Annotated in this window: 19 protein-coding genes and 2 pseudogenes; 12 read left to right on the top strand and 9 right to left on the bottom strand. The window is 70.5% G+C overall.

From position 1 onward, the window contains the following. Positions 1-221: 221 nt before the first annotated feature. The gene (locus ACZ4SA_RS33125) at positions 222-884 is read right to left on the bottom strand and encodes an HNH endonuclease family protein (RefSeq protein ID WP_468281609.1); all 663 of its coding nucleotides are present in this window, start codon (positions 882-884) and stop codon (positions 222-224) included. A 199-nt stretch (positions 885-1,083) separates the two neighbouring features. On the opposite strand from ACZ4SA_RS33125, the gene ACZ4SA_RS33130 reads away from it, so the two are divergent. The 4 genes from ACZ4SA_RS33130 (at position 1,084) to ACZ4SA_RS33145 (ending at position 4,172) form a co-directional block, all read left to right on the top strand. Next, positions 1,084-1,836 (top strand): ABC transporter permease, encoded by a 753-nt coding sequence (locus tag ACZ4SA_RS33130; protein WP_468281610.1) that lies wholly within the window; start codon positions 1,084-1,086, stop codon positions 1,834-1,836. A 249-nt stretch (positions 1,837-2,085) separates the two neighbouring features. Further along, positions 2,086-2,670, top strand: coding sequence for a TMEM165/GDT1 family protein (locus tag ACZ4SA_RS33135; protein ID WP_468281611.1), 585 nt, complete (start codon positions 2,086-2,088; stop codon positions 2,668-2,670). A gap of 75 nt (positions 2,671-2,745) precedes the next feature. Then, the gene (locus tag ACZ4SA_RS33140; protein ID WP_468281612.1) at positions 2,746-3,087 is read left to right on the top strand and encodes a hypothetical protein; all 342 of its coding nucleotides are present in this window, start codon (positions 2,746-2,748) and stop codon (positions 3,085-3,087) included. Further along, positions 3,084-4,172 carry a PP2C family protein-serine/threonine phosphatase gene (locus ACZ4SA_RS33145; RefSeq protein ID WP_468281613.1) on the top strand — a complete coding sequence of 363 codons (1,089 nt, stop codon included), beginning with the start codon at positions 3,084-3,086 and terminating at the stop codon, positions 4,170-4,172. Before ACZ4SA_RS33140 ends, ACZ4SA_RS33145 begins: the two co-directional genes overlap by 4 nt. 355 nt (positions 4,173-4,527) lie before the next feature. On the opposite strand, the gene ACZ4SA_RS33150 is transcribed toward ACZ4SA_RS33145, so the two are convergent. Beyond that, a complete protein-coding gene (locus ACZ4SA_RS33150; protein ID WP_468281614.1) occupies positions 4,528-5,199 on the bottom strand; it encodes an HAD-IA family hydrolase in 672 nt (223 codons plus the stop codon). A gap of 202 nt (positions 5,200-5,401) precedes the next feature. Next, positions 5,402-6,790: a peptidoglycan-binding domain-containing protein gene (locus ACZ4SA_RS33155; protein ID WP_468281615.1), complete on the bottom strand. Its 1,389-nt coding sequence runs from the start codon at positions 6,788-6,790 to the stop codon at positions 5,402-5,404. A 207-nt stretch (positions 6,791-6,997) separates the two neighbouring features. On the opposite strand from ACZ4SA_RS33155, the gene ACZ4SA_RS33160 reads away from it, so the two are divergent. Beyond that, positions 6,998-9,064: an MDR family MFS transporter gene (locus ACZ4SA_RS33160; protein WP_468281625.1), complete on the top strand. Its 2,067-nt coding sequence runs from the start codon at positions 6,998-7,000 to the stop codon at positions 9,062-9,064. A gap of 29 nt (positions 9,065-9,093) precedes the next feature. Here the strand turns inward: ACZ4SA_RS33160 and ACZ4SA_RS33165 are convergent, their stop codons facing one another. Beyond that, positions 9,094-9,573 carry a GNAT family N-acetyltransferase gene (locus tag ACZ4SA_RS33165; RefSeq protein WP_468281616.1) on the bottom strand — a complete coding sequence of 160 codons (480 nt, stop codon included), beginning with the start codon at positions 9,571-9,573 and terminating at the stop codon, positions 9,094-9,096. A 112-nt stretch (positions 9,574-9,685) separates the two neighbouring features. Between ACZ4SA_RS33165 and ACZ4SA_RS33170 the strand changes: the two genes are divergently transcribed. Both ACZ4SA_RS33170 and ACZ4SA_RS33175 read left to right on the top strand, forming a co-directional pair. After that, positions 9,686-10,324, top strand: coding sequence for a hypothetical protein (locus tag ACZ4SA_RS33170; RefSeq protein ID WP_468281617.1), 639 nt, complete (start codon positions 9,686-9,688; stop codon positions 10,322-10,324). Further along, positions 10,324-10,983, top strand: a complete 660-nt coding sequence (locus ACZ4SA_RS33175; protein WP_468281618.1) for a hypothetical protein — start codon at positions 10,324-10,326, stop codon at positions 10,981-10,983. Before ACZ4SA_RS33170 ends, ACZ4SA_RS33175 begins: the two co-directional genes overlap by 1 nt. A 25-nt stretch (positions 10,984-11,008) precedes the next feature. Here the strand turns inward: ACZ4SA_RS33175 and ACZ4SA_RS33180 are convergent, their stop codons facing one another. The 3 genes from ACZ4SA_RS33180 to ACZ4SA_RS33190 all read right to left on the bottom strand — a co-directional run bounded on the left by ACZ4SA_RS33180 (position 11,009) and on the right by ACZ4SA_RS33190 (position 13,420). Continuing rightward, entirely contained in the window at positions 11,009-11,344 is a 336-nt protein-coding gene (locus ACZ4SA_RS33180) for an antibiotic biosynthesis monooxygenase family protein (RefSeq protein ID WP_468281619.1), read from the bottom strand. A gap of 263 nt (positions 11,345-11,607) precedes the next feature. After that, complete coding sequence (locus ACZ4SA_RS33185; RefSeq protein ID WP_468281620.1) at positions 11,608-12,279, bottom strand: O-methyltransferase; 672 nt, start codon at positions 12,277-12,279, stop codon at positions 11,608-11,610. 16 nt (positions 12,280-12,295) lie between these two features. Continuing rightward, positions 12,296-13,420: a DUF2330 domain-containing protein gene (locus ACZ4SA_RS33190; protein WP_468281621.1), complete on the bottom strand. Its 1,125-nt coding sequence runs from the start codon at positions 13,418-13,420 to the stop codon at positions 12,296-12,298. A 245-nt stretch (positions 13,421-13,665) separates the two neighbouring features. On the opposite strand from ACZ4SA_RS33190, the gene ACZ4SA_RS33195 reads away from it, so the two are divergent. Beyond that, positions 13,666-15,690: a bifunctional glycosyltransferase 87/phosphatase PAP2 family protein gene (locus ACZ4SA_RS33195; RefSeq protein WP_468281622.1), complete on the top strand. Its 2,025-nt coding sequence runs from the start codon at positions 13,666-13,668 to the stop codon at positions 15,688-15,690. 49 nt (positions 15,691-15,739) lie between these two features. Here ACZ4SA_RS33195 and ACZ4SA_RS33200 read toward each other — a convergent pair whose 3' ends face one another. Next, on the bottom strand, positions 15,740-16,144 hold the full coding sequence (locus tag ACZ4SA_RS33200) for an ATP-binding protein (protein ID WP_468281626.1): 405 nt from the start codon (positions 16,142-16,144) through the stop codon (positions 15,740-15,742). Positions 16,145-16,288: 144 nt separating this feature from the next. Between ACZ4SA_RS33200 and ACZ4SA_RS33205 the strand changes: the two genes are divergently transcribed. From ACZ4SA_RS33205 to ACZ4SA_RS33220, 4 genes and pseudogenes are all read left to right on the top strand, one after another. Next, positions 16,289-17,122, top strand: a complete 834-nt coding sequence (locus ACZ4SA_RS33205; protein ID WP_468281627.1) for a helix-turn-helix domain-containing protein — start codon at positions 16,289-16,291, stop codon at positions 17,120-17,122. Next, positions 17,097-17,345, top strand: a complete 249-nt coding sequence (locus ACZ4SA_RS33210; protein WP_468281623.1) for a DUF397 domain-containing protein — start codon at positions 17,097-17,099, stop codon at positions 17,343-17,345. Before ACZ4SA_RS33205 ends, ACZ4SA_RS33210 begins: the two co-directional genes overlap by 26 nt. 223 nt (positions 17,346-17,568) lie before the next feature. After that, positions 17,569-18,651: pseudogene (locus ACZ4SA_RS33215) on the top strand (RHS repeat domain-containing protein); the annotation flags it as partial. Positions 18,652-18,728: 77 nt separating this feature from the next. Beyond that, a pseudogene (locus tag ACZ4SA_RS33220) lies at positions 18,729-18,812 on the top strand (DUF5958 family protein); the annotation flags it as partial. 208 nt (positions 18,813-19,020) lie between these two features. On the opposite strand, the gene ACZ4SA_RS33225 reads toward ACZ4SA_RS33220, so the two are convergent. Next, complete coding sequence (locus tag ACZ4SA_RS33225; protein WP_468281624.1) at positions 19,021-19,368, bottom strand: hypothetical protein; 348 nt, start codon at positions 19,366-19,368, stop codon at positions 19,021-19,023. Positions 19,369-19,823: the final 455 nt, after the last annotated feature.

Consider the following 19,823-nt stretch of genomic DNA (forward strand, 5'->3'; position numbering starts at 1 on the left):
CACAGAGCCGACTGGTCGGCAGGCCGATTTCGCGGAGCGAAAGCCGGCCCGTCCGTGGGCACCCCCTCGCCCAGCGGTGTGGGATGTACCCCCCTACGGCCGCCAGGCCGTAGGGGGGTGGCCGACATCGCCCGGAGCGCGGTACCGGCCCGGAGCGTGGTACCGGGCCCGGGCGGGGGCCCCGGGCGGGGCGGGGGGCAAGCCCCAACCGCAGCGGATCGTCAGCAGCCGTTCAGGACCGACTGCAGCGCGCTCTTCTCCGCCGAGTCCACCTTCAGGTTCCAGTAGTACTTCGTGTGCACCCACATCCGCGCGTAGTAGCAGTGGTACGAGCTGCGCGGCGGCATCCACTCGGCCGGGTCCCGGTCGCCCTTGGACTGGTTCACGTTGTCCGTGACGGCTATGAGCTGCGGGCGGGTCAGGTCGTTCGCGAACTGCTGGCGCTTGGACGTGGTCCAGCTGTTCGCGCCGGAGCGCCAGGCCTCCGCCAGCGGCACCATGTGGTCGATGTCGACATCGGACGCCGCGGTCCACGTGGCGCCGTCGTACGGGGAGTACCAGCTGCCGCTCACCGCCGCGCAGCTGGAGTCCTGCTGGACGTTCGAGCCGTCGCGCTTGAGGACGACCTCGCGGGTGTTGCACGCTCCGGACTGTGTGCTCCAGTGCGGGAAGAGGTCGCGGCTGTAGCCGGAGGAGGAGCCTTCCGCGGCCACCGTCAGCTGGCCGAGGTAGCTGCGGGCGGTGGACGCGCTGACGGGCGTGGGCGGTGCTGCCTGAGCGGTGGGCGCCGTTGCCAGCAGGCCGGTGGTGGCGAGGGCGGAGGCGGCGCCGAGGACGGCTGTTCGACGGAGACCGCGGCTTCGACGCGCGTAGACACCTGACATGTGAACTCCTTGGAGGTGGGGGGAGCTTGGCCTCCTCCATCGCCCTGCGGGCGCGGGAGGTGCCCTTGCGGGCGTGGCCATGCTTGCGGCGCGAGATTGCCTGGGGATGGGCGCCAGGTAACAGGGTGGCGACATGAACACGTCACATCAAGGGTTCTGACGTACCGGCATGAGCGTTGTCAGGTCGTAGTGTTGCGGCGTGCTCCTGCCGGTCAACCTCACCCTCGGGGCCGTACTGGCCGTCCTGCTGGCCGCCGCGGCGACCGTGGTCGCGGTCGCCCACCTGGGGCGTTCCCGCCGGATCGTCGTCGCGGGCGTGCGGGCCGCGGTCCAGCTCGCCGTGGTCTCCGCGGCGATCGGTTGGGTCGTCCGCTCCGTTCCGCTGCTGCTCGCCTTCATCGCGCTCATGTACGCGGTCGCCGCCCGCACCGCCGGGAGGCGGATCACCGCCAACGCCACCTGGTGGTGGGCCGGTCTGCCGATCGCCGCCGGGGTGGTGCCCGTCGTGGCCGCGCTGCTCCTCACCGGACTGGTGCCGGTGAAGGGCATCACGCTGATTCCGGTGACCGGCATCCTGATCGGCGGGGCCCTGACCGTGACGGCGGTCGGCGGCCGGCGAGCGCTGGACGAACTGGAGCAGCGGCGCGGCGAGGTGGAGGCGGGTCTCGCCCTCGGTCTCCTGGTCCGCGACGCCCGCATGGAGGTCGCCCGTGATCCCGCCTCCGACGCACTGCTCCCGGGCCTCGACCAGACCAGGACCGTGGGGCTGGTCACACTCCCCGGCGCCTTCGTCGGCATGCTGCTGGGCGGTGCCTCGCCGGTCGAGGCGGGGGCGGTCCAGCTGTTCGTACTGGTCGCGCTGCTGGCCGTGCAGGCGATCGCGGTCGCGCTCGTCGTCGAGCTCGTGGCGCGCGGGCGGCTGAACAGGGACGGAAGGGACCAAGGTCCCTGAGGGAGCGGTGCCGCCGTCACGTAGGCTGTACCGCGCAGAAGGGGAGTAGCTCTTCGCCGGACCGTCGACATACTGCTGGGCCTCGTGCCCGGCCGGCGCCCGGAGGCGGCCTCGTCACAGAGGACCGCCGGCGAGACCTTCGGCCGCAGTGCCCATGTACGCATTCATGGCGCTGCCGTGCCGAAGCGATCCCTGAAACGCCCAGGACACTCTCGGCAGGGCCGCGCCCGACCGATTGAGGACCCATCCATGATCAGCTCGACCGTCCTGGCGATCACGTTCGGCGTCGTCTTCCTCGCCGAACTGCCCGACAAGACCGCGCTCGCCGGTCTGATGCTGGGCACCCGCTATCGCGCGTCGTACGTCTTCGCCGGTGTCGCCGCCGCCTTCGCCGTCCACGTCGCCCTCGCCATCGCCGCCGGCAGTGTGCTGACCCTGCTGCCGCACCGGCTGGTGCAGGCCGTGGTGGGCGTCCTGTTCCTCGCGGGCGCGCTGATGCTTCTGCTGAAGGAGGGCGACGGCGAGGAGGCGAGCATCAAGGCCCCGGCCGGCCAGTCCTTCTGGAAGGTCTCCGGGGCGGGCTTCGTACTCATCCTGGTCGCCGAGTTCGGCGACCTCACCCAGATCATGACGGCCAACCTCGCGGCCCGTTACGACAATCCGCTCTCGGTCGGCGTCGGCGCGGTGCTGGCGCTGTGGGCGGTCGCCGGCATCGGCATCCTCGGCGGGCGGACGCTGATGCAGTACGTGCCGCTGAAGCTGATCACCAAGGTCGCGGCGTGCCTGATGCTCGCGCTCGCCGGTTTCAGCCTCTTCGAAGCGATCACCGGCTGAGATCTGGAGGCGCTGTCCTTCTATCCGCATCTGCCGGGGTGGGAGCTTGCCCAGCTCCCTGCGGACAGGCGCGTGATGCCGGTGATCCTGCTGGACACCTTCGAGGATGTCGGCGACCGGACCCACAGTGACCTGGAGTGCCGCATCCAGCGGGTGGTGTGGCTGATGCCCAATGCGTTCTTCATCGTCACCGGCCGCTCTCGGTTGCAGTGGGCCGAGCCTGCGTTGCAGGGTCGGCTCGACTACACCGGACCGGGGGCCTGGCCTGGTTTGGCCGCCTCCGTCGATGAGTGGAACTGTCCACGTCAGCGAGGCAGGCTGTATCCATGCGGACTCTCTTCCGTCCAGCTCATCCGCCAGGAGCGGGCGGTCACAGCCGGGCCCTTTTCCGAGTCGCGCAGTGCGTGCCGTTCGTGATCATACTGCTTGGGCTAGGGATCGAACTCTCTCCTGCGCACGATATCTACACCGGCCCTCTCCTCGTCGCGATGCCGGCACTGGCTGCGCTGACGATGGGCCCGAAAGGCACCCTCTCGGCAGCGGCTGGAGCCCTGGCCGTCAGCCTGACCACCACCACCCTGCACGAGGCGTGGGGTGGCATGCTGATCTACAGCAATCTCCTGGGCCTCCTCGTGGTGTCCGTGGCCAGTGTCATCACGAGTAAAGCTGTGCGCACGCGCAGGCAGAGCGAGCTCAACCAAGTTCGCCGGGTCGCCGTGGCAGCACAAAGAGTCCTGCTGCGGCCCGTACCGGCCCGGATGGGTCCGGTGCGGGCGGCCAGCATGTATCTCGCGGCTGAGACGGGAGCGCACATCGGCGGCGATCTGTACGAAGCCGTACAGACCCGGTACGGGGTCCGGATGATCGTGGGGGACGTCCGCGGCAAAGGGCTGCCTGCTGTGGGTATGGCTTCGGCCGTGCTCAGCGCCTTCCGGGAGGCCGTGCACTATGAGGACGACCTGGTGGAGGTGGTGAACCACTGCGCGGCCGCGCTGCACCGGGAGCGATCTGCGCCGGGTGCGGCCGACCAGGACGAGAGGGAAGACCAGGCGGAGGATTTCGTGACTGTGCTCGTGGCTCAGGTGCCCGACGGCTTCGAGGTCCAGGTGGTCAATCGCGGACATCCGCCTCCGTTGCTGCTGCACCAGTGCGAGGTTCACGCCCTGATGCCGAGCTCACCACTGCCACCCCTGGGCCTGGACGACTTCATCACCGGTCTTCCCGCCAAGGCGGAGAGCTATCCGTTCGCACCTGGTGACCGTCTGCTGCTGCACACCGACGGTGTGATGGAAGCCCGAAATTCTGACAGAGATTTCTTCGCCTTGACCGAAGCCATGAAAGCGGTGCCCACCTGCACCCCGTCGCAGTTCCTGGAACAACTGCACCAGGCATTGATCCGTCACACCGGGGGCCACCTGGCGGACGATGCGGCGATGCTCGTCGTTGATCGGCTCGACGAAGAAGCAGGCAAACAAGCAGTCGGCGCAGCTGCTGCCTCCTGAAGTAAACCGGCGGACGGATGGCCCGGAGAAGAGCACCCTCACACCGCCGTCGTGACCGGCGGCCGGGAACCCGGCCCAGGGTGGACCGACGAGCAGATTGCTGTCGTCGCACGCCTTCGTGCCGAGTGCACAGACCAGGCCGTCACGATCACCGCGCACCCCTTCTCGGGGCAGTTCGAAGGCGAGAGTGCAGTGGCAGCACGTATGGAACTGAAGGCCGTCACCGCCCGACGATGGAACCGACGGTCGACGTCGTGGCCGCTGCGTGAGCTCGAGGCGCGGATGTCGGATCTACCACCGGATCTGGGACCGGCCTTGACGAACAGCACTCACACCTGACTGAACGGCGTTGGTTCTAGACCCGGCGGGTGCTGAGCGCGATCGTGCCGTCCGCGTGCGCGGTCGCAGTGAGGTGCGTCAGGTCCGGTACGTGGATGTCGGGTGTCATCACCGTGGCGCGGGGGCCCACGCCGACGACCCGCATGCCGGCCGCGCGGGCCGCCGTGATGCCCGCCTCGGAGTCCTCGAAGGCCACGCACTCCTCAGGGGCGAAGCCCAGTTCGGCCGCACCCTTGAGGAAGCCCTCGGGGTCGGGCTTGCTCGCCCCGACGCACTCGGCCGTCACCCGCACCTGTGGCATGGGCAGCCCCGCCGCGTTCATACGGGCCGTGGCCAGGGGCAGATCGGCCGAGGTCACCAGGGCGTGCGGCAGCCCGGCGAGGGCGGCCATGAAGGCGGCAGCGCCGGCGACGGGGACCACCCCCTCGGTGTCGGCCGTCTCCTGGGCGAGCAGTACACGGTTGTCGGCGTGGTTCTGCTCCATCGGGCGGTCCGGGAGCAGCGCGGCCATGGTGGCGTATCCCTGCCGGCCATGGACGATCTTGAGCGCCTCGTCGGCGTCCAGCCCGTGCTCGGTCGCCCAGGTGCGCCAGACGCGCTCGACCACGGCGTCCGAGTCGACGATGGTGCCGTCCATGTCCAGCAGGAGGGCACGGGTGGTCAGTACGGGCGTGGGGGTGGCCGGCATCGGCGAGCTCCAGGGCACGGGAAAAGAGAACAAGCGGTCCCGCCCGCCGGTCAGGGAGTACGGGCGGAACCACTTTGTTCCTTCACGATACAAAAACAGGCGGGGCGGCGCCACTCCGCCTTGCGCCCGGCGCGCACCGACTGCCCCGCGTGCCGTTCCGGTGCTGCCCCGTTCGCCCCGCCGAGTCGTCACGGCCGCCGCGTCACGGCTCCTCCGTCTCGGACTCCAGCTCCCGGCGCGTATGGGGGCCGTAGACGCCCCACGGGTCACCCTGGACGCCGCGGGCCCACTGGTACCTCGCCACGGACTCCTCCACCTCATCGTCGAACCGGCCGTCCGCCTCGTCGGTGTGGATCCGAAGCTGTTCCAGCCGCTGCTGGAGCTCCCGGACCGCCGGCCCGCTGTCCCCGCGGCGCAGTGTGCCGCCGCCCGGCTTGCTCGGAGACTGCGTCACGGTGCCCGTCGCCCGGGCCGTCGAGGGCGGCGGCGCGGAGGGGCTGACCGGAGTGTCGCCGTTGCCGCCCGGGGTCTGGCGCGGCGCGGAACGCGATGGCGACGGAGCGCGGGAGACGGACGCCGGCGCGGACGGTGACGGCGATGCGGAGGCCGACGCCGACGCCGACGCGGAGGGCGGCACGGTCTCCGACGGGGCGTCCGGCACCGCGCTGGCGGTGGCGTCCGGTGCGCTGCTTCGGGTGTCCGGGGGCAGGGCGCGGTCCCGCTCGTCGTCGCCCGCGAACAGCCCGCCGGCGAACGCGGCCGTGCCGGCGACGGTGACAGCCGCCGCGCCCCCGATGAGCCCGGCGAAGGCCCGCCGACGTCGGGGGCGGGGCTCGGCCCCGGGGTCGGCGACGTACAGCGCGACGTCCTCGGGCGTGTCCCCCGCGCCACCTGCGGTCTCTGGGCCGGCGGCCGGCCAGTGCGGCGTCGCCGCGGTCGTGGCCGCCCCCGGTGCGTCGGCGATCCGGGGCAGTGGCGCGGTGTCGCCGCTCACGGCGGCCGGTGCCGGCGCCGCTCCCGCGGCGAATCCCCAGCCCTGGCCGTCCGGGGGCGCCCCCGTGGCGGGAGGCGCCTGCCCGTCCGGGCTCTGCCAGGTTGCGGCAGGTGCCTGCCCGTCCGGGCTCTGCCAGGTTGCGGCAGGTGCCTGCCCCTCCGGACCGCCTGCGGTGCCCTCGGCCCGCGTCGTCCACGGCGCGCCCGCCGGGCCCGGCCCGCCCGTCCCCGCAGCCTCGCCTGCGGTGCCCTGGGCCCGCCCGCCTGCCTCCGCGGCGTCGGCCGCAGTGTCCGAACCCTGCCACCCGGACGTCCCCGGCGCCCCGGCCGTCCGCGTCCGAACGCGACGAGGCAGTGGCGGGTGAAGAGGCTCGGGCACCGGGGCGAATCCGTCGGCGGTCCCCCGCCGGCCCTCCAGACCCTCCAGCGTCACGTACGGCCTGATCCGCAGTGGGTCGAAGTCCTCCGCCGCCGCGATGTCCGCCCGGCGTTCCGCGCGCAGAGCGGCCCCCGCCCGCTCGGCGCAGTCGCAGCCGGGTCCGGCGGTGCCGTCCCCGTTCCGCGGTCTGTCGCACGCCGGACATCTGTTTCCGGTCATTGCCGGTCCCCTCCCCTTGGAATGCCGCCGATTATGCAGCGCCCCTCCGCGGCACCCGACGCCCCACCCGTTGTGGAGCGCCCCTCCGCGGCACCCGACGCCCCCATCCGGCGGCCCGACCGCACCCCTTCGTCTCTCGGCAGGCCATAACCGGACGGACCCACCACGATGGAATGGAACGTGCGCAGCCGGAACGAGGAGATCGGCATGGCCCAGGATGTGAGCACCTCGCAGCTGAGTCCCGCCCCCGGCGACGGACGAAGCCGGCGAACCGTCCTCGTAGCCATCGGCGCGCTGCTGCTCGGCATGCTGCTCGCCGCTCTCGACCAGACCATCGTCGCCACCGCGTTGCCGACCATCGTCAGCGAACTGGGCGGCCTGGACCACCTGTCGTGGGTGGTCACCGCCTACCTGCTGGCCGCGACAGCCGCCACCCCGCTGTGGGGCAAGCTCGGTGACCGGTACGGTCGCAAGAAGCTCTTCCAGACGGCCATCGTCATCTTCCTCATCGGCTCCGCGCTGTGCGGCATCGCCCAGAACATGCCGCAGCTCATCGCCTTCCGCGCCGTCCAGGGCCTCGGCGGCGGCGGGCTGATGGTGCTGTCGATGGCGATCGTCGGCGACCTGGTCCCACCGCGTGAACGCGGCAAGTACCAGGGTCTGTTCGGCGCGGTCTTCGGCGCGACGAGCGTGCTCGGGCCGCTGCTCGGCGGCTTCTTCACCGAACACCTCGACTGGCGCTGGGTGTTCTACATCAACCTGCCCGTCGGCGTCGTCGCCCTGCTCGTCATCGCCGCCGTCCTGCACATCCCGGTCCGGCCGACCCGGCACACCATCGACTACCTCGGCACCTTCCTCATCGCGTCCGTCGCCACCTGCCTGGTCCTCGTCGCCTCCCTCGGCGGCACGACCTGGGCGTGGGGCTCGGCGCAGATCATCGGGCTCGCCGTCCTCGGAGTCGTGCTCCTCGCCGCGTTCGTCGCCGTGGAGCGGAGGGCCGCGGAACCGGTCCTGCCGCTGAAGCTGTTCCGCATCCGGACCTTCACGCTCGTCGCGGTCATCAGCTTTGTGATCGGCTTCGCCATGTTCGGCGCGATGACGTACCTGCCGACGTTCCTCCAGGTCGTGCACGGCATCTCACCGACCCTGTCCGGTGTGCACATGCTGCCGATGGTGCTCGGTCTGCTGATCACATCGACCCTGTCCGGGCAGCTCGTCAGCCGCACGGGCCGCTGGAAGGTCTTCCCGGTCACCGGAACCGCGATCACCGGGCTCGGTCTCGTCCTGCTGCACCAGCTCAAGGAGACCAGCTCCACCTGGCAGATGAGCCTGGTCTTCTTCGTGTTCGGCGCGGGGCTCGGCCTGGTGATGCAGGTCCTCGTCCTGGTCGTGCAGAACGCGGTCGGCTACGAGGACCTGGGCGTCGCCACGTCCGGTGCGACGTTCTTCCGCTCCATCGGCGCCTCGTTCGGTGTCGCCGTGTTCGGCGCGATCTTCGCCGGCCGGCTGGAGTCCAAGCTCGCCGCCGCCCTCGCCGGGCAGCAGGTCCCGCCCGGGGCCGGGCCGGCCGAACTCGCAGCGGACCCGCGCGCCATCGCCGAACTCCCCGACGACCTGCGGCCCTCGGTGCTCCACGCGTACTCGGCGTCCATCACCGACGTCTTCCTCTACGCCGTGCCGGTCGTCGCCATCGCCTTCGTCATCACCTGGTTCCTCAAGGAGGACAAGCTGCGCGCCTCGGTGACCGCGCCCGACCACAGCGAGACGCTCGCCTCCAACCCCGTCGAGCGTTCCTCCCACGACGAGGTGGCCCGGGCCCTGTCGGTGCTCGCCTCCCGCGAGGGCAGGCGGCACATCTACGAGAAGATCACCGAGCGGGCCGGGTACGACCTGCTGCCCGCGTCCAGTTGGCTGCTGTTGCGGATGAAACGCCACGGTGCCGTCGAACCGGCCCTCCTCGCCGAGACCACGCCCGTACCGCTGCGTGCCGTCACGGAGGCGGCCCGCGAGGTGGAGGGGCGTGGTCTCGCCCGCCGTGAGGGGCTCGACCTGATGCTCACCGACAGCGGTGCACAGGCGGCCCAGCGGCTGTCCCGGGCCAGGGAGGACTCCCTCGCGGAGCTGCTCGGCGACTGGTGGGGCCCGGAGCGGCCCACGGACCTCGTCCAACTGGTGCACGAACTGAACGCGGAGATCTGCGGCTCCGACCAGGAGCGGCCGCACAGCCCCGAACCGCGCGGCGACCACCGGCTCCCCAAGCGCCACGCCGTCTGACCGTCCCGCACCGGGGCCGGAGGCCGCCGCTACAGGTCCTTGCCGTACCAGACGTCCATGTACGGGCCAGAGCAGTACGCCGGAATCTCCGCGTACCCGTGCCGCAGGTACAGCCTGCGGGCCTCCACGAGATCGAGGCGGGTGTTCAGCACCATCCGGCGCGCGCCGAGGGAACGGGCCTCGTGCTCCAGCGACTCCATCAGCAGACCGGCGCCCTTGCGGCCGCGGAAGTCGTGGCGAAGGAACACACGGGTCAGTTCGGCGTGTGCCTCGTCCAGCATCAACACTCCACCGCAGGAAGCCGCTTCGCCGTCGCACCGGCCGACGACGAACTGGCCCGTGGGCGGTCTCAGCCGCTCGACCCCGTCCCCGTCCAGCCCTGCGTCGACCTCGGCGACGGTCGCGGGCCGTCCCCAGTAACGGCTCGCCACATCGTGGTAGTAGGCGCGCCGAAGGGCGGTCGCGTCGGGGGAGTCGAAGGCCTCGACGGCCAGGGTCCACACGGTCATGGCAGTTCTGTATCCCGCGAGGTGGTTGTTTGGCCAACGAATTCCCGGTTACCCGCAGCAATGCACGCTCGCGAACAGTGAGCGCCCAACGGGTCAGCCCGGAAGGTGAGTCATGTCAACCCTGACCACAGTTCTGATCGTCGCCACGGTGATCGTGGTCCTCCTGATCACCGCCGGCGCGCTGTACGCACGCCGCACGAGGGGGCACGGCGGTGGGAGGCGAGCTCTGCGCGGGCGGTTCGGCCCCGAATACGAACGGGCCCTCGCCCGCCACGACGGAGACGCCAAGGCCGCCGACCGCGAACTGCACGACCGCGTGCGGCGCCACGGCGACCTGGAGCCGCAGCCCCTCGCGCCCGGCGTGCGCGAGCACTACGACGCCGAGTGGGCCGCCGTGCAGGAACGCTTCGTCGAGGCCCCGGCCAGGGCTGTCGCCGACGCCGACCAGCTCCTCGGCCGGCTGGCCGCCGACCGGGGCTTCCCGGCCGCCGGCCGCTACGAGGAGCAGCTCGCCGCGCTCTCGGTGCACCACCCCCATCACGTCGAGGGCTACCGCGAGGTGCACCGTGCCGCGCGCAGCGAGTCCGGGGTGGGCACGGAAGGACTGCGCGAGGCGATGGTCGACGCCCGGGCTCTCTTCGAGGACCTGGTGGCAGACCGAGCCGTCGACCACGGCCGCCGCCACCGCCCCGGCCGCTCCGACCGCTCCGAACGAGGGCACGCGCTGCACCCGCGGGGGAGTGGCGCCTGATGAAACACGGCCGTGACGACGAGCGCAGCAGGTCCCCCATATCTGCCGTCCCGCCCGACGCCCCCGGCGACGCGGGAGACACCCACACCCCCGCCGCGCCGGACGGGCGGGACGGCAAGCAGCCCGAACGCAGCGCGGCCCACACGCCCCGACTGGAGCCGGTGGAGCGCGCGGGCACGGACGTCGACGCGGGGCGGGGCTCAGCGCCCGGCCGCACCGACGAGTCCCGTCGGCGGGCAGAGCCGCCGTTCTCGCCGACAACAACGGCGGTAACGGCGCCGGCCCCGGCGGCGGCCGCCGACACCGCGACCGGTCCGGCCCCCGGGAGGCTCGGCGGCGCGGCCATCCCGGTCACGCCGGTCACCGCGCCGGGTGCCGACGACGCCGAGCCGCGGGCGGCCCAACTCCTGCCCCAGCCCGAGCGCGAGCAGCTCGCGCAGCGCCTTCATCACGCCATGACCGGGTTCGTCGACTCCCCGCGCCGCGCCGTCGAGGAGGCGGCGGACGTCCTCGAGGACACCGGCGACCGGCTCACCGCCGCACTCGCCGACTGCCGTCGCTCGCTGGGCGAGGGATGGCGGCAGCAGCACGACACGGAGGAACTGCGCCTCGCGCTGCGCGCGTACCGCGAGGTGACGGAGCGCCTCCTGCGGACCTGAGAGCAGGTCAGGCGTCCTGGCGGACTCAAGCCTTCGGTGCCGCCTGCTGGACGACCTCGAACGACCACAGGGTGGACCCGGTGGCGGCGGGCTTGGGACGCTCGCCGCCACCGTCGCCTTGCCCGCCGCCACCCTGGTGCGCGGCCTTCATGGGCCCCTCCATCCACGCCTGGAACGACGCCTCGTCGCGCCACCGCGTGTACACGAGGTACTGGTCGGTGCCCTCGACGGGCCGCAGCAGTTCGAACCATTCGAAGCCGTCGGAGTTCTCCACGGCGTGCGCGCGGGAGGCGAACCGCTTCTCCAGCATTTCGCGCTGCTCGGCAGGGACGGTGAGGGCGTTGATCTTCACGATGCTCATGCGGCCATCCTGCCGCACGGTGGCCGGGTGCCTGTTCCCCCACCCCGCCCCTCCCCGAAACCGGGGCAGGCCCCGGACCCATTGCCTCACCCCCTACGGCCCGGCGGCCGTGGGGGGCGGCGCCCACGAGGCGTGCGGCCCTGCCTCCCGCCGCGGCTCCGCCCCGCGCCTCAACCGCCGGTGAGGCCGGATCGGGGCGACCCCCCCTACGGCCGTCAGTCCGTAGGGGAGGGCAGGTGCGCAGCCCCGCTACGCCCCGCGCGTCACGCAATCACCCGGGCCACCAGCATCCCGTCGTACCCCTTCAGCCCCACCGTCTGCAGCGCCGTCGCGTCCAGCCTCGGCTCGCGGGCAACCAGTTCGAACATCTCGCGTGTCCCGGCGATCGCCGGGTCCTCGCTCGATGCGTCGGTCACGGCCCCGCCCCGCACCACGTTGTCCACGATGATCACGCTGCCGGGGCGGGTCAGGCGCAGGGCCCATTCCACGTAGCGGGGGTTGTTGCGCTTGTCCGCGTCGATGAAGACCATGTCGAACGGGCCCGCGCCCGGTTCCGCCGCGATGCGCGGGAGTGTGTCGAGGGCCGCTCCCGTGCGGACCTCCGCGACCTTGTCGAGGCCGGCGCGGGCGATGTTGGCGCGGGCCACGTCCGCGTGGGCCGGGTCGTACTCGAGGGAGATGAGCCGGCCGTCGGCGGGCAGCGCGCGCGCCAGCCAGATGGTGCTGTAGCCGCCGAGCGTCCCGATCTCGAGCGCCGTGCGCGCGCCCACCATCCGCGCCAGCAGGTACAGCAGTTTGCCCTGGTTGGGCGCCACGTTGATCGCGGGCAGCCCGGCCGCGTCGCTCGCGGCGAGGGCCGCGCTGAGGGCTTCGTCCTCGGGCACGAGGAGATCGCTGATGTAGTTGTCCACGGCCTGCCATTGCTCCTGAGTCATACGGATCAACCTACGTTCAGGAGACCGGCGGCGGCACTCGTGTCGGCACCGGCCGGCGCCGCCGGCCCGCCCGTACGCGCAGCAGCACGGTCGCGGCGAGCGCCACCGCCGCGCCGCCGAGCGTCAGCAGCCACGCCGGTACGCCGCCTACCATCAGCAGGTCGTCGTCGTACACCACCCGCCGAAAGGGTGTGTCCTTGGCGGTCGGCCTCAGTTCGTGGTCGCCGTCGATCCTGTCGGGCTCGGGAAAGCGCTGGTCGAGGACGGTGAGGAAGCGTTCCTCCCCGCCGGTGAGGCGACCCACCGCGCCCTGCGGCTCGACCCTGCCCGCGAAGGTCACCTCCGGCTCCGAGCCGCCGATCGTGTCGCGCGGCTCCATGCGGTGCTGCGCGAGGACGAACAGGCCGAGCGACTGCGGTGTCTTCGCCCGCCGGGACAGCCGCATCGGGTAGACCAGCCGGTCGCTGGCGAAGCTCAGCCGCAGCGGATCGAGCGTGCCCGTCAGCACCGCGCCCTTCTCGCGCGGCGCCAGCCGTACGGCCACGTACTCCCAGCCCTGGTCGACGTACGGGCGGAGGTCCTCGCCGAGTCCCTCGGGAAGCTCGAAGCCGTTCTCGTCCAGCCAGTTGCCGAGGGCGTTCGGATCGGTGGCCGTCAGCCGGGCCACGTCGAAGTCGCCGAGCCGTTCCCGGCCGACCACGCCGACGCCCGAGCCGTCCGCGCCCGCGCCCGGTGCCGCCCCGACCGCGCCGTCGGCGTCGTCGAAGGGCCAGTCGCCGCTCCGCGGCCAGAAGTAGTGACGCGTACGGTTCTCGGGCGCCGCGACCCGTACCAGTTCGTCGAAGAGTGCCTCGTCCGCCAGTTCGACCTGTGCCCGTGTCGGCACCGGCATGATCCACGCCGCGTCCTGCGCGTCCGAGGAGACCGTGAAGCGCATGACGATCTGTTCGGTGCGGCCGTCCCAGTCGATCACCGAGGTCTCCCGGTCCACGGACAGTTGCGCGTTCCGGTCGACCACCATCGCCCCGCAGCCGCAGGCGTACGCCGGACTGATCAGGGACGCGATCTGCAGCACGAGCAATGCCAGCACCACTGTGACCAGGCGCGCGCCCGGCCCGAATTCTTGTATGTTCCCCCGCATACCTCCTGTGACGGTGCCGCGGACATCTGCGGTTCCTGCAGCGGACGTATCCGTTCCGCCGCCCGTCCCGCCGCTCGTTCCGTCACGATCGGTGGGCAAAACCGGCCGGTGACGGGGTGACAGTCAGGCGAACAGGGGGTTGCGTAGGTCTCCTTCACGGGGCAGTGCGACGCTTACGGACGCGCAGTGGACACCAGATCTACGGACAACAGGACGACAAAAACGGTGGGGAGGCTCGGCGCGACGTGGCGAACGCGGAACACAGCCCGCGCGGGAGTGCGACGGCGGATTCGAGGATCGGCGCGGCGCGAGCCGCGCTGTGGCTCTTCGCGCTGGTGCTCGCGATACGGCAGACGACAGCGGTTCTGACCCAGCCGCCCGGCGAACGGCTCACCGACCTCGGGACGTGGATCGGCGACAACGGCGTCCTGCACGTCCCGGGCTCCCTCTACGAGTCCGGCCGCTTCACCGGCACGCCTTTCGCCGGGCTGGTCCTCAAGCCGATCGCCAGATCCGCGGAACAGAGCCTCGGCGTCGCCTGGACCTTCGGCACGCTGCTGCTCGTGGTGCTGCTCGCCCTCGTCGTGGCCCGCGCCCTGCCGATTCCCGTCTCGCGCCGCAGCACCCTGCTGGCCGCGCCCGTCGCCATCAGCCTCCTGATGCTGTCGCTGCCCGTACGCAACAGCTTCCACCTCGGCCAGACCAGCATCATCCCCGTCCTGCTCGTGCTGCTCGGCTGCCTCGCGGTGCGCGGGGAAAGACCGGCGGGTCTCCTCATCGGCGTCGGAGCCGCCCTCCAGCCCACCGTGCTCCTCTTCGCGCCGCTGCTCTGGTTCACCGGCCGCCGCCAGGCCGCCGTCACCTCGGTGGGCACCTTCGGCGCCCTCACGGCGCTCGCCTGGGCCGCCATGCCCGGCGACTCGTGGGCGTACTGGGTCCACCACGTCGCGGGCGCCGGTCTCGGCGACACCCCCGACAGCCTCGCCAACCAGTCGCTGCACGGCGCCCTCCTCCGCTTCGGCCTCGAAGGCCCCCTCGAGATCGCCGTCTACGTGCTCCTGGCCGCCGCCGTCGTCTTCTTCGGCCTGCGCCGCGCCGTCCGCTACGCCCAGGACGGCCAGCTGCTCCTCGCCGTCGCCGTGACCGGATGCGTCGCCGTCGCCGTCTCCCCGACCGCCTGGCAGCACCAACTTCTGTGGGTGCTCCTCGCGGTCGTCGGCCGCGTCGGCAGACGAGCCGCCGACCGGATGCTGTGGCCCGTTCTCGTCGTCCTCGCCATCACCCTGCCGGGCAACATGTTGCTGCCCGACATGACGGTCTTCCACCCGGTCCGGGACAACACGCTCCTCATCGCCGCGCTCGCCGCGGCCTGCGCGGTGCCGTACCTGCCGCTCAGCTCGCCGTACTTCCGCCGGCCCGTCCCCACCGAATACGCCGCGCCCGCCCCGGCCCGCTGGGCCCGGGTGCCGCTGCTGCCGTTCTGGCGACGGGTGCTCACCCGGCCGAACCTGCTGCTCGAACTGCTCGTCATAAGGGTCGGCTACTCCGTCTACTCCCACATACGCGCCGCCGCGACCGGCAGCGTCGCCGCGGCGGAGGAACACGGCCGGCAGATCCACGCCATCGAGGGCGTCCTCGGCATCGACATGGAACGCTGGGCCAACCAGGCGGTGGTGAGGACGGATTGGGCCGAGGCCCTCTTCAACTTCCACTACACGTCGTTCCACTTCCTGGTCCCGCTGTCCATCCTCGGCGTGCTGTACGTCCGCCGCCCCGCCGACTACCGCTGGGCGCGCTCGTCGCTGGCCTTCGCGACGCTGCTCGCGCTCCTCGGCTTCTGGCTCTACCCGCTCGCGCCGCCGCGGCTGATGCCCGGCATGGGCTTCGTCGACACCGTCCACGGCCCCCAGGACTTCGCCAATCCGGACTACGGGGCGATGACCGCCGTCACCAACCAGTACGCGGCCATGCCTTCCCTGCACTTCGGCTGGTCGCTGTGGTGCGGCCTGATCGTGCTGATGCTCGCGCCCAAGCTGTGGATAAAGCTGCTGGGCCTGCTGCACCCGCTGCTCACCGTCTGCGCGATCGTGGTCACCGCCAACCACTGGGTCCTCGACGCGGTCGGCGGCGCGCTGGTCGTCGGCGCCGGCTTCGGCCTGACGTACCTGCTGGCGGGCCCGAGACGACTGCAGCTCCCGGCGAATCCGGTACCGGCCGCCAGAACGGAAGCGGACCCGCAGACCGCCGCGGTCCCCGCCGGACGCGCGTGAACCCGGGGGGTACGGGTCCTTCCGTACCCCCCGGGGCGGATCGCCGCGTTCAGCCATGGTCCGCCACCTGGGGTGCCTGCGCCACTCGAGCGCCGGGCGCGGCGATCTCGAACCACACGGTCTTGCCGTCCCCGCCCCGGCTCTCCACGCCCCACTTGTCGACGATGGCGTCCAACAGGGCGAGGCCGCGTCCGGACTCGTCGTCGGCGGACGGGACCTGCAGCGCGGGCAGTTGGGCCGACCCGTCCGAGACCTCCACCCGGACGCCCTCCGGGTGCCGCAGAACGAGTAACCCGCAACGCCCACCCGGCGCATGGCGCACGACGTTCGCGAGCAGCTCGGTCACGGCGAGCTCGACAGCGTCGGTCAGCTCCCGCAACCGCCACAGGGTCAGGTAGCAGCGGACGATCCGCCGGACATGGCGGGCGGAGTGGGCGCCTGCGGTGAAGCGCATACCGTACTGGGGAATGTCTTGGTTCACGGTACGAGCCTGGCCTGCGACGACTACGCTGGGCTACCGAACGAGCGCAACGCGCTTGCGCGTTGACCGACTTGATCGACTTGATCGACTTGGCAGGGGGCTTCAGCCATGACCGTCATCCGCCACATCAACGCCCTGGACCCGAGCGCCTCGCCGCTCGACTACTACGGTTACGAGCTGCGCAGACACCGTGAGACGGCAGGCCTTACGCAGAAGCAGCTGGGCGCGATCGTCAACTACACGGGCTCCCTGGTCGGCCAGGTCGAGACGGCGCGGAAGCTCCCCACGGCAGAGTTCAGCGAACGCGTCGACGCGGCGCTGGGGACGGGCGGGCTGCTGTCGCGACTGCTGGGGCTGGTGCTGCGCAGCCAGCTGCCGGCGTGGTTCCAGCAGGTGGCGGAGCTGGAGGCGAGGGCGGCGGAGATCGCCACGTTCCAGACGCACATGGTGCACGGCCTGCTCCAGACGGAGGGCTACGCCCGCGCCGTGCTCGGCACGATGGACCCGACGGGACTTGACGACCGGACGGCGGTCCGGCTGGCGCGCCAGCGCATCCTGGAGAAGGACGAACCCCCGGTGCTGTGGGCGATCCTGGGCGAAGGCGCGCTGCGGCAAGCGGTGGGAGGACCGGAGGTGATGTGCGGTCAACTGGCCCGTTTGTTGACATACGAGGAGAATCCGCGCGTGAACGTGCAGGTCGTGCCGTACGCGACGGGCGCACATGCCGGACTTCAAGGTTCCTTCAACCTCTACCGGTTCGCGAGCGACCCGGCGATCCTCTACACGGAGGGCTACGGGACGGGCCATCCGACGGCCAACCCGCATACGGTCAAGGACTGTTCGCTCCGTTACGATCACCTGCAGGCCGCAGCCCTCTCCATCAAGGACTCGGCGCAGCTGATCCGAGACGTCATGGAGGAACACCATGGGGAGCACGACGCAGTGGCGTAAGTCGAGCTACAGCGGTGACCAGGGCGGCGACTGCGTCGAGTGCGCCCCACTCGGCGGCGCCGCCTGGCGCAAGTCCCGCTACAGCGGCGACCAGGGCGGCGAGTGCGTCGAGTGCGCGGAGCTGACCCACGCCGTCGCGGTGCGCGACTCCAAGGACACCACCCGTCCCGCCCTGCACGTCTCCCGTCCGGCCTTCGCCGCTTTCGTCGACTCCCTTCGGTGACCTGAGCCGAACACCCTGCGATGACGCTCGGGCCATGACCTCGGAGCCCCGCGCCGCGTGTGTGGGAAGTGGCCCGGCGATTCGATTGGGTGGCGCGCACGTCACGGGCCGGGCGTAGCGGCATCGCGCTGCTCGCGGCCCCGGCGGTGACCGTGGGTCCGGCGTTCGGTGCAATCCTTCGCCGATCCCTGCAGCCGGCCCTGTCGGAGCTCGGCTACCGCGCACCGCCGGCGGCCAGACCATCGCCTCCCGCTCCAACGAAACCCTCAGCAACAAGCTCACCCACCTCGCCGGCGACCACCACGGCACCATGTCCCTGGGCATCAACGCCGACGCCACCCAGACCTACGGCAAGCGCTACCTGAGCCCGTTCGGCGCCGAACGGGGCAATCCCACCGGCACGCCCTGGCCCGACGACAAGGGATTCCTCGGCAAGACCAACGACAAGACCACCGGCCTCACCCACATCGGCGCCCGCGAATGCGACCCGGCCATCGGGCAGTTCATCAGTGTCGACCCCCTCCTCAGCCTCGACCAGCTCCACTCCCTCAACGGCTACAGCTACGCCAACCAACACCCCGCCACGACCTCGGACCCCACCGGCCTCGCCGAAACCTGCGGCGCCTACAGCAACCACTGCTCCACCTCTGTAGGTCAATCAGGAGTCCACAACGCAGTCAGCGGCGGCAACCCCGGAAGCCCCGGAAACTCGGGCAGCAAGAAGCCTTACGGCGGCGCTATTGGCGGCTACGACGACGTCGGATACGGCCCGTCGCAAGCGCGTCACGACCCGGGACCGTCATACTTTGAAAGTATTGGCGCACCGGGCCCCGAACCCTACCGCTTCGAGGAAGCCTTCTCCACGGCCCTTGCAAATCTACGAGCCGATCGGGTTTATAACTATCTGCCGGAGCATGAACTTCTTGCACTGGCAGGCGCTTCGGTCTGCGAGGGCGGCAAAATTGGGTGCTCCGAAGGGTTGCATTCCTGCTTCGTATGGGACCTTCGCTACACGCCGGAATACATAGAATCGCTCGGCCCCATGGTCGGATCCACTGGCGGAACGCCGTACAGCCTTCGGGGCAGGGGAAACCCTCCGGCGAGCGGGCCTTGGAAGGAATCTCAAGGATCTCGCGGGATCCCATGCAAGTGCTTCCTCGCCGGAACCGACGTCCTCATGGCAGACGGCTCCACCAAGGACATCGAGGATGTGGAGTTGGGCGATGACGTACTGGCGGCCAACCCGGAAACGGGCGAACTAGGACCGCGCAAGGTAACTCGCCTCATCCGAACCGAAGACGACAAGCGCCGGTGAGTACGTGAAATCATTTCGCGTCCTCGCGTCCTCGCGTCCTCGCGTCCTCGCGTCCTCGCGTCCTCGCGTCTACGTTCGCAGTAGCTGACACGCGACGAAGAGAAACGGAATGCCGAGGAACTTGTAACCACGCCTGGCACAACCTGTCGTAAGCGCCGGCGCCACCGGCGCACCGAGGGTGCATTGCCAAGGATTTCAGAGTTCACTCGGGCGCACATTGGGAGCCCCCGCCGAGTCGGTAATCGGCGGGGGCTCCCGGGCGTTTGACGTTACGTTACGTCACCGCTGCCGTCAAACGCTCCGGAGGCCCGGTCGGAATCTTCTTCGTCCGAGCCTCCGGGCTTTTGCGTGAGCAGACTGCTACGCATGCTCCATTCGGCTGATCCATTGCTGACATACGTTCGCGGTGACCGGATCAAACAGTTCTGGGCTCGACACCTCGAAGAGGAATTGAGTCAGCAGATCAACGTCCACCTCGTCGATCTCAACACGCTCCAGCATGTGAACCACCCCTGCCCATCTCGGCAATTCCAGAACGTCCATCTCTCCGGAAATGCACCGCCACAGGACCTCCCGTACAGAATCACGATCCAGGCGCACAGAGGGACCCTCGTGACGATCACATTGGTTGGCGGCGTCGATCAGCTCATCCAGCGATGATTCCCAGCGAATCAGGCTGGTCAGAGCCTGGCAAGCATCCGACTCCACGGTCTTCACCCTTACTTGAACTTGATGTGCGCGATGCTGCCATCAGGGAGGAACGTCGTCTTGTAAGACAACTCCGTAACCCCTTCTGAATCTACGCGCTTCCGATACACCGCTTATGACCCGGAAACCCTTCCGGGAACCTTGTAGCTGAATTCCGCACCACCTTTAGGGAGGCGAATTATCTGCGGAATCCCGGTATCCGCAGGACTACCCTTCATGAAGCGGGTCAGGTTCTTGCGCAGCGCTGGCGACAGGTCATCGATGCCCGCAGCAGTAGCAACCTTTTCACCGCGCGTCAGGTTTGTGCCGCACGGCCCATTCGAGTTACGAACGAGGACCGGCGTGGCGCCCGCCGGCACATATTGATCCGAAACTCAAAGGGTTCTATTCGAGGATGTAGCGGACGTGGGGGCCGCCGAAGTAGCCGCGGACGATGTGTGGCTGGCGTTGGCGTC

It is taken from the genome of Streptomyces sp. NPDC027962, assembly GCF_055566095.1.

Bases quoted from the DNA above. Each gene is read 5' to 3' on its own strand.
- ACZ4SA_RS33185 (WP_468281620.1), bottom strand. From the start codon at position 12,279: ATGACTCAGGAGCAATGGCAGGCCGTGGACAACTACATCAGCGATCTC.
- ACZ4SA_RS33135 (WP_468281611.1), top strand. From the start codon at position 2,086: ATGATCAGCTCGACCGTCCTGGCGATCACGTTCGGCGTCGTCTTCCTC.
- ACZ4SA_RS33175 (WP_468281618.1), top strand. From the start codon at position 10,324: ATGAAACACGGCCGTGACGACGAGCGCAGCAGGTCCCCCATATCTGCC.
- ACZ4SA_RS33150 (WP_468281614.1), bottom strand. From the start codon at position 5,199: ATGCCGGCCACCCCCACGCCCGTACTGACCACCCGTGCCCTCCTGCTG.
- ACZ4SA_RS33165 (WP_468281616.1), bottom strand. From the start codon at position 9,573: ATGACCGTGTGGACCCTGGCCGTCGAGGCCTTCGACTCCCCCGACGCG.
- ACZ4SA_RS33140 (WP_468281612.1), top strand. From the start codon at position 2,746: ATGCCGGTGATCCTGCTGGACACCTTCGAGGATGTCGGCGACCGGACC.
- ACZ4SA_RS33200 (WP_468281626.1), bottom strand. From the start codon at position 16,144: ATGCGCTTCACCGCAGGCGCCCACTCCGCCCGCCATGTCCGGCGGATC.
- ACZ4SA_RS33190 (WP_468281621.1), bottom strand. From the start codon at position 13,420: ATGCGGGGGAACATACAAGAATTCGGGCCGGGCGCGCGCCTGGTCACA.
- ACZ4SA_RS33210 (WP_468281623.1), top strand. From the start codon at position 17,097: ATGGGGAGCACGACGCAGTGGCGTAAGTCGAGCTACAGCGGTGACCAG.
- ACZ4SA_RS33170 (WP_468281617.1), top strand. From the start codon at position 9,686: ATGTCAACCCTGACCACAGTTCTGATCGTCGCCACGGTGATCGTGGTC.
- ACZ4SA_RS33155 (WP_468281615.1), bottom strand. From the start codon at position 6,790: ATGACCGGAAACAGATGTCCGGCGTGCGACAGACCGCGGAACGGGGAC.
- ACZ4SA_RS33180 (WP_468281619.1), bottom strand. From the start codon at position 11,344: ATGAGCATCGTGAAGATCAACGCCCTCACCGTCCCTGCCGAGCAGCGC.
- ACZ4SA_RS33160 (WP_468281625.1), top strand. From the start codon at position 6,998: ATGGCCCAGGATGTGAGCACCTCGCAGCTGAGTCCCGCCCCCGGCGAC.
- ACZ4SA_RS33125 (WP_468281609.1), bottom strand. From the start codon at position 884: ATGTCAGGTGTCTACGCGCGTCGAAGCCGCGGTCTCCGTCGAACAGCC.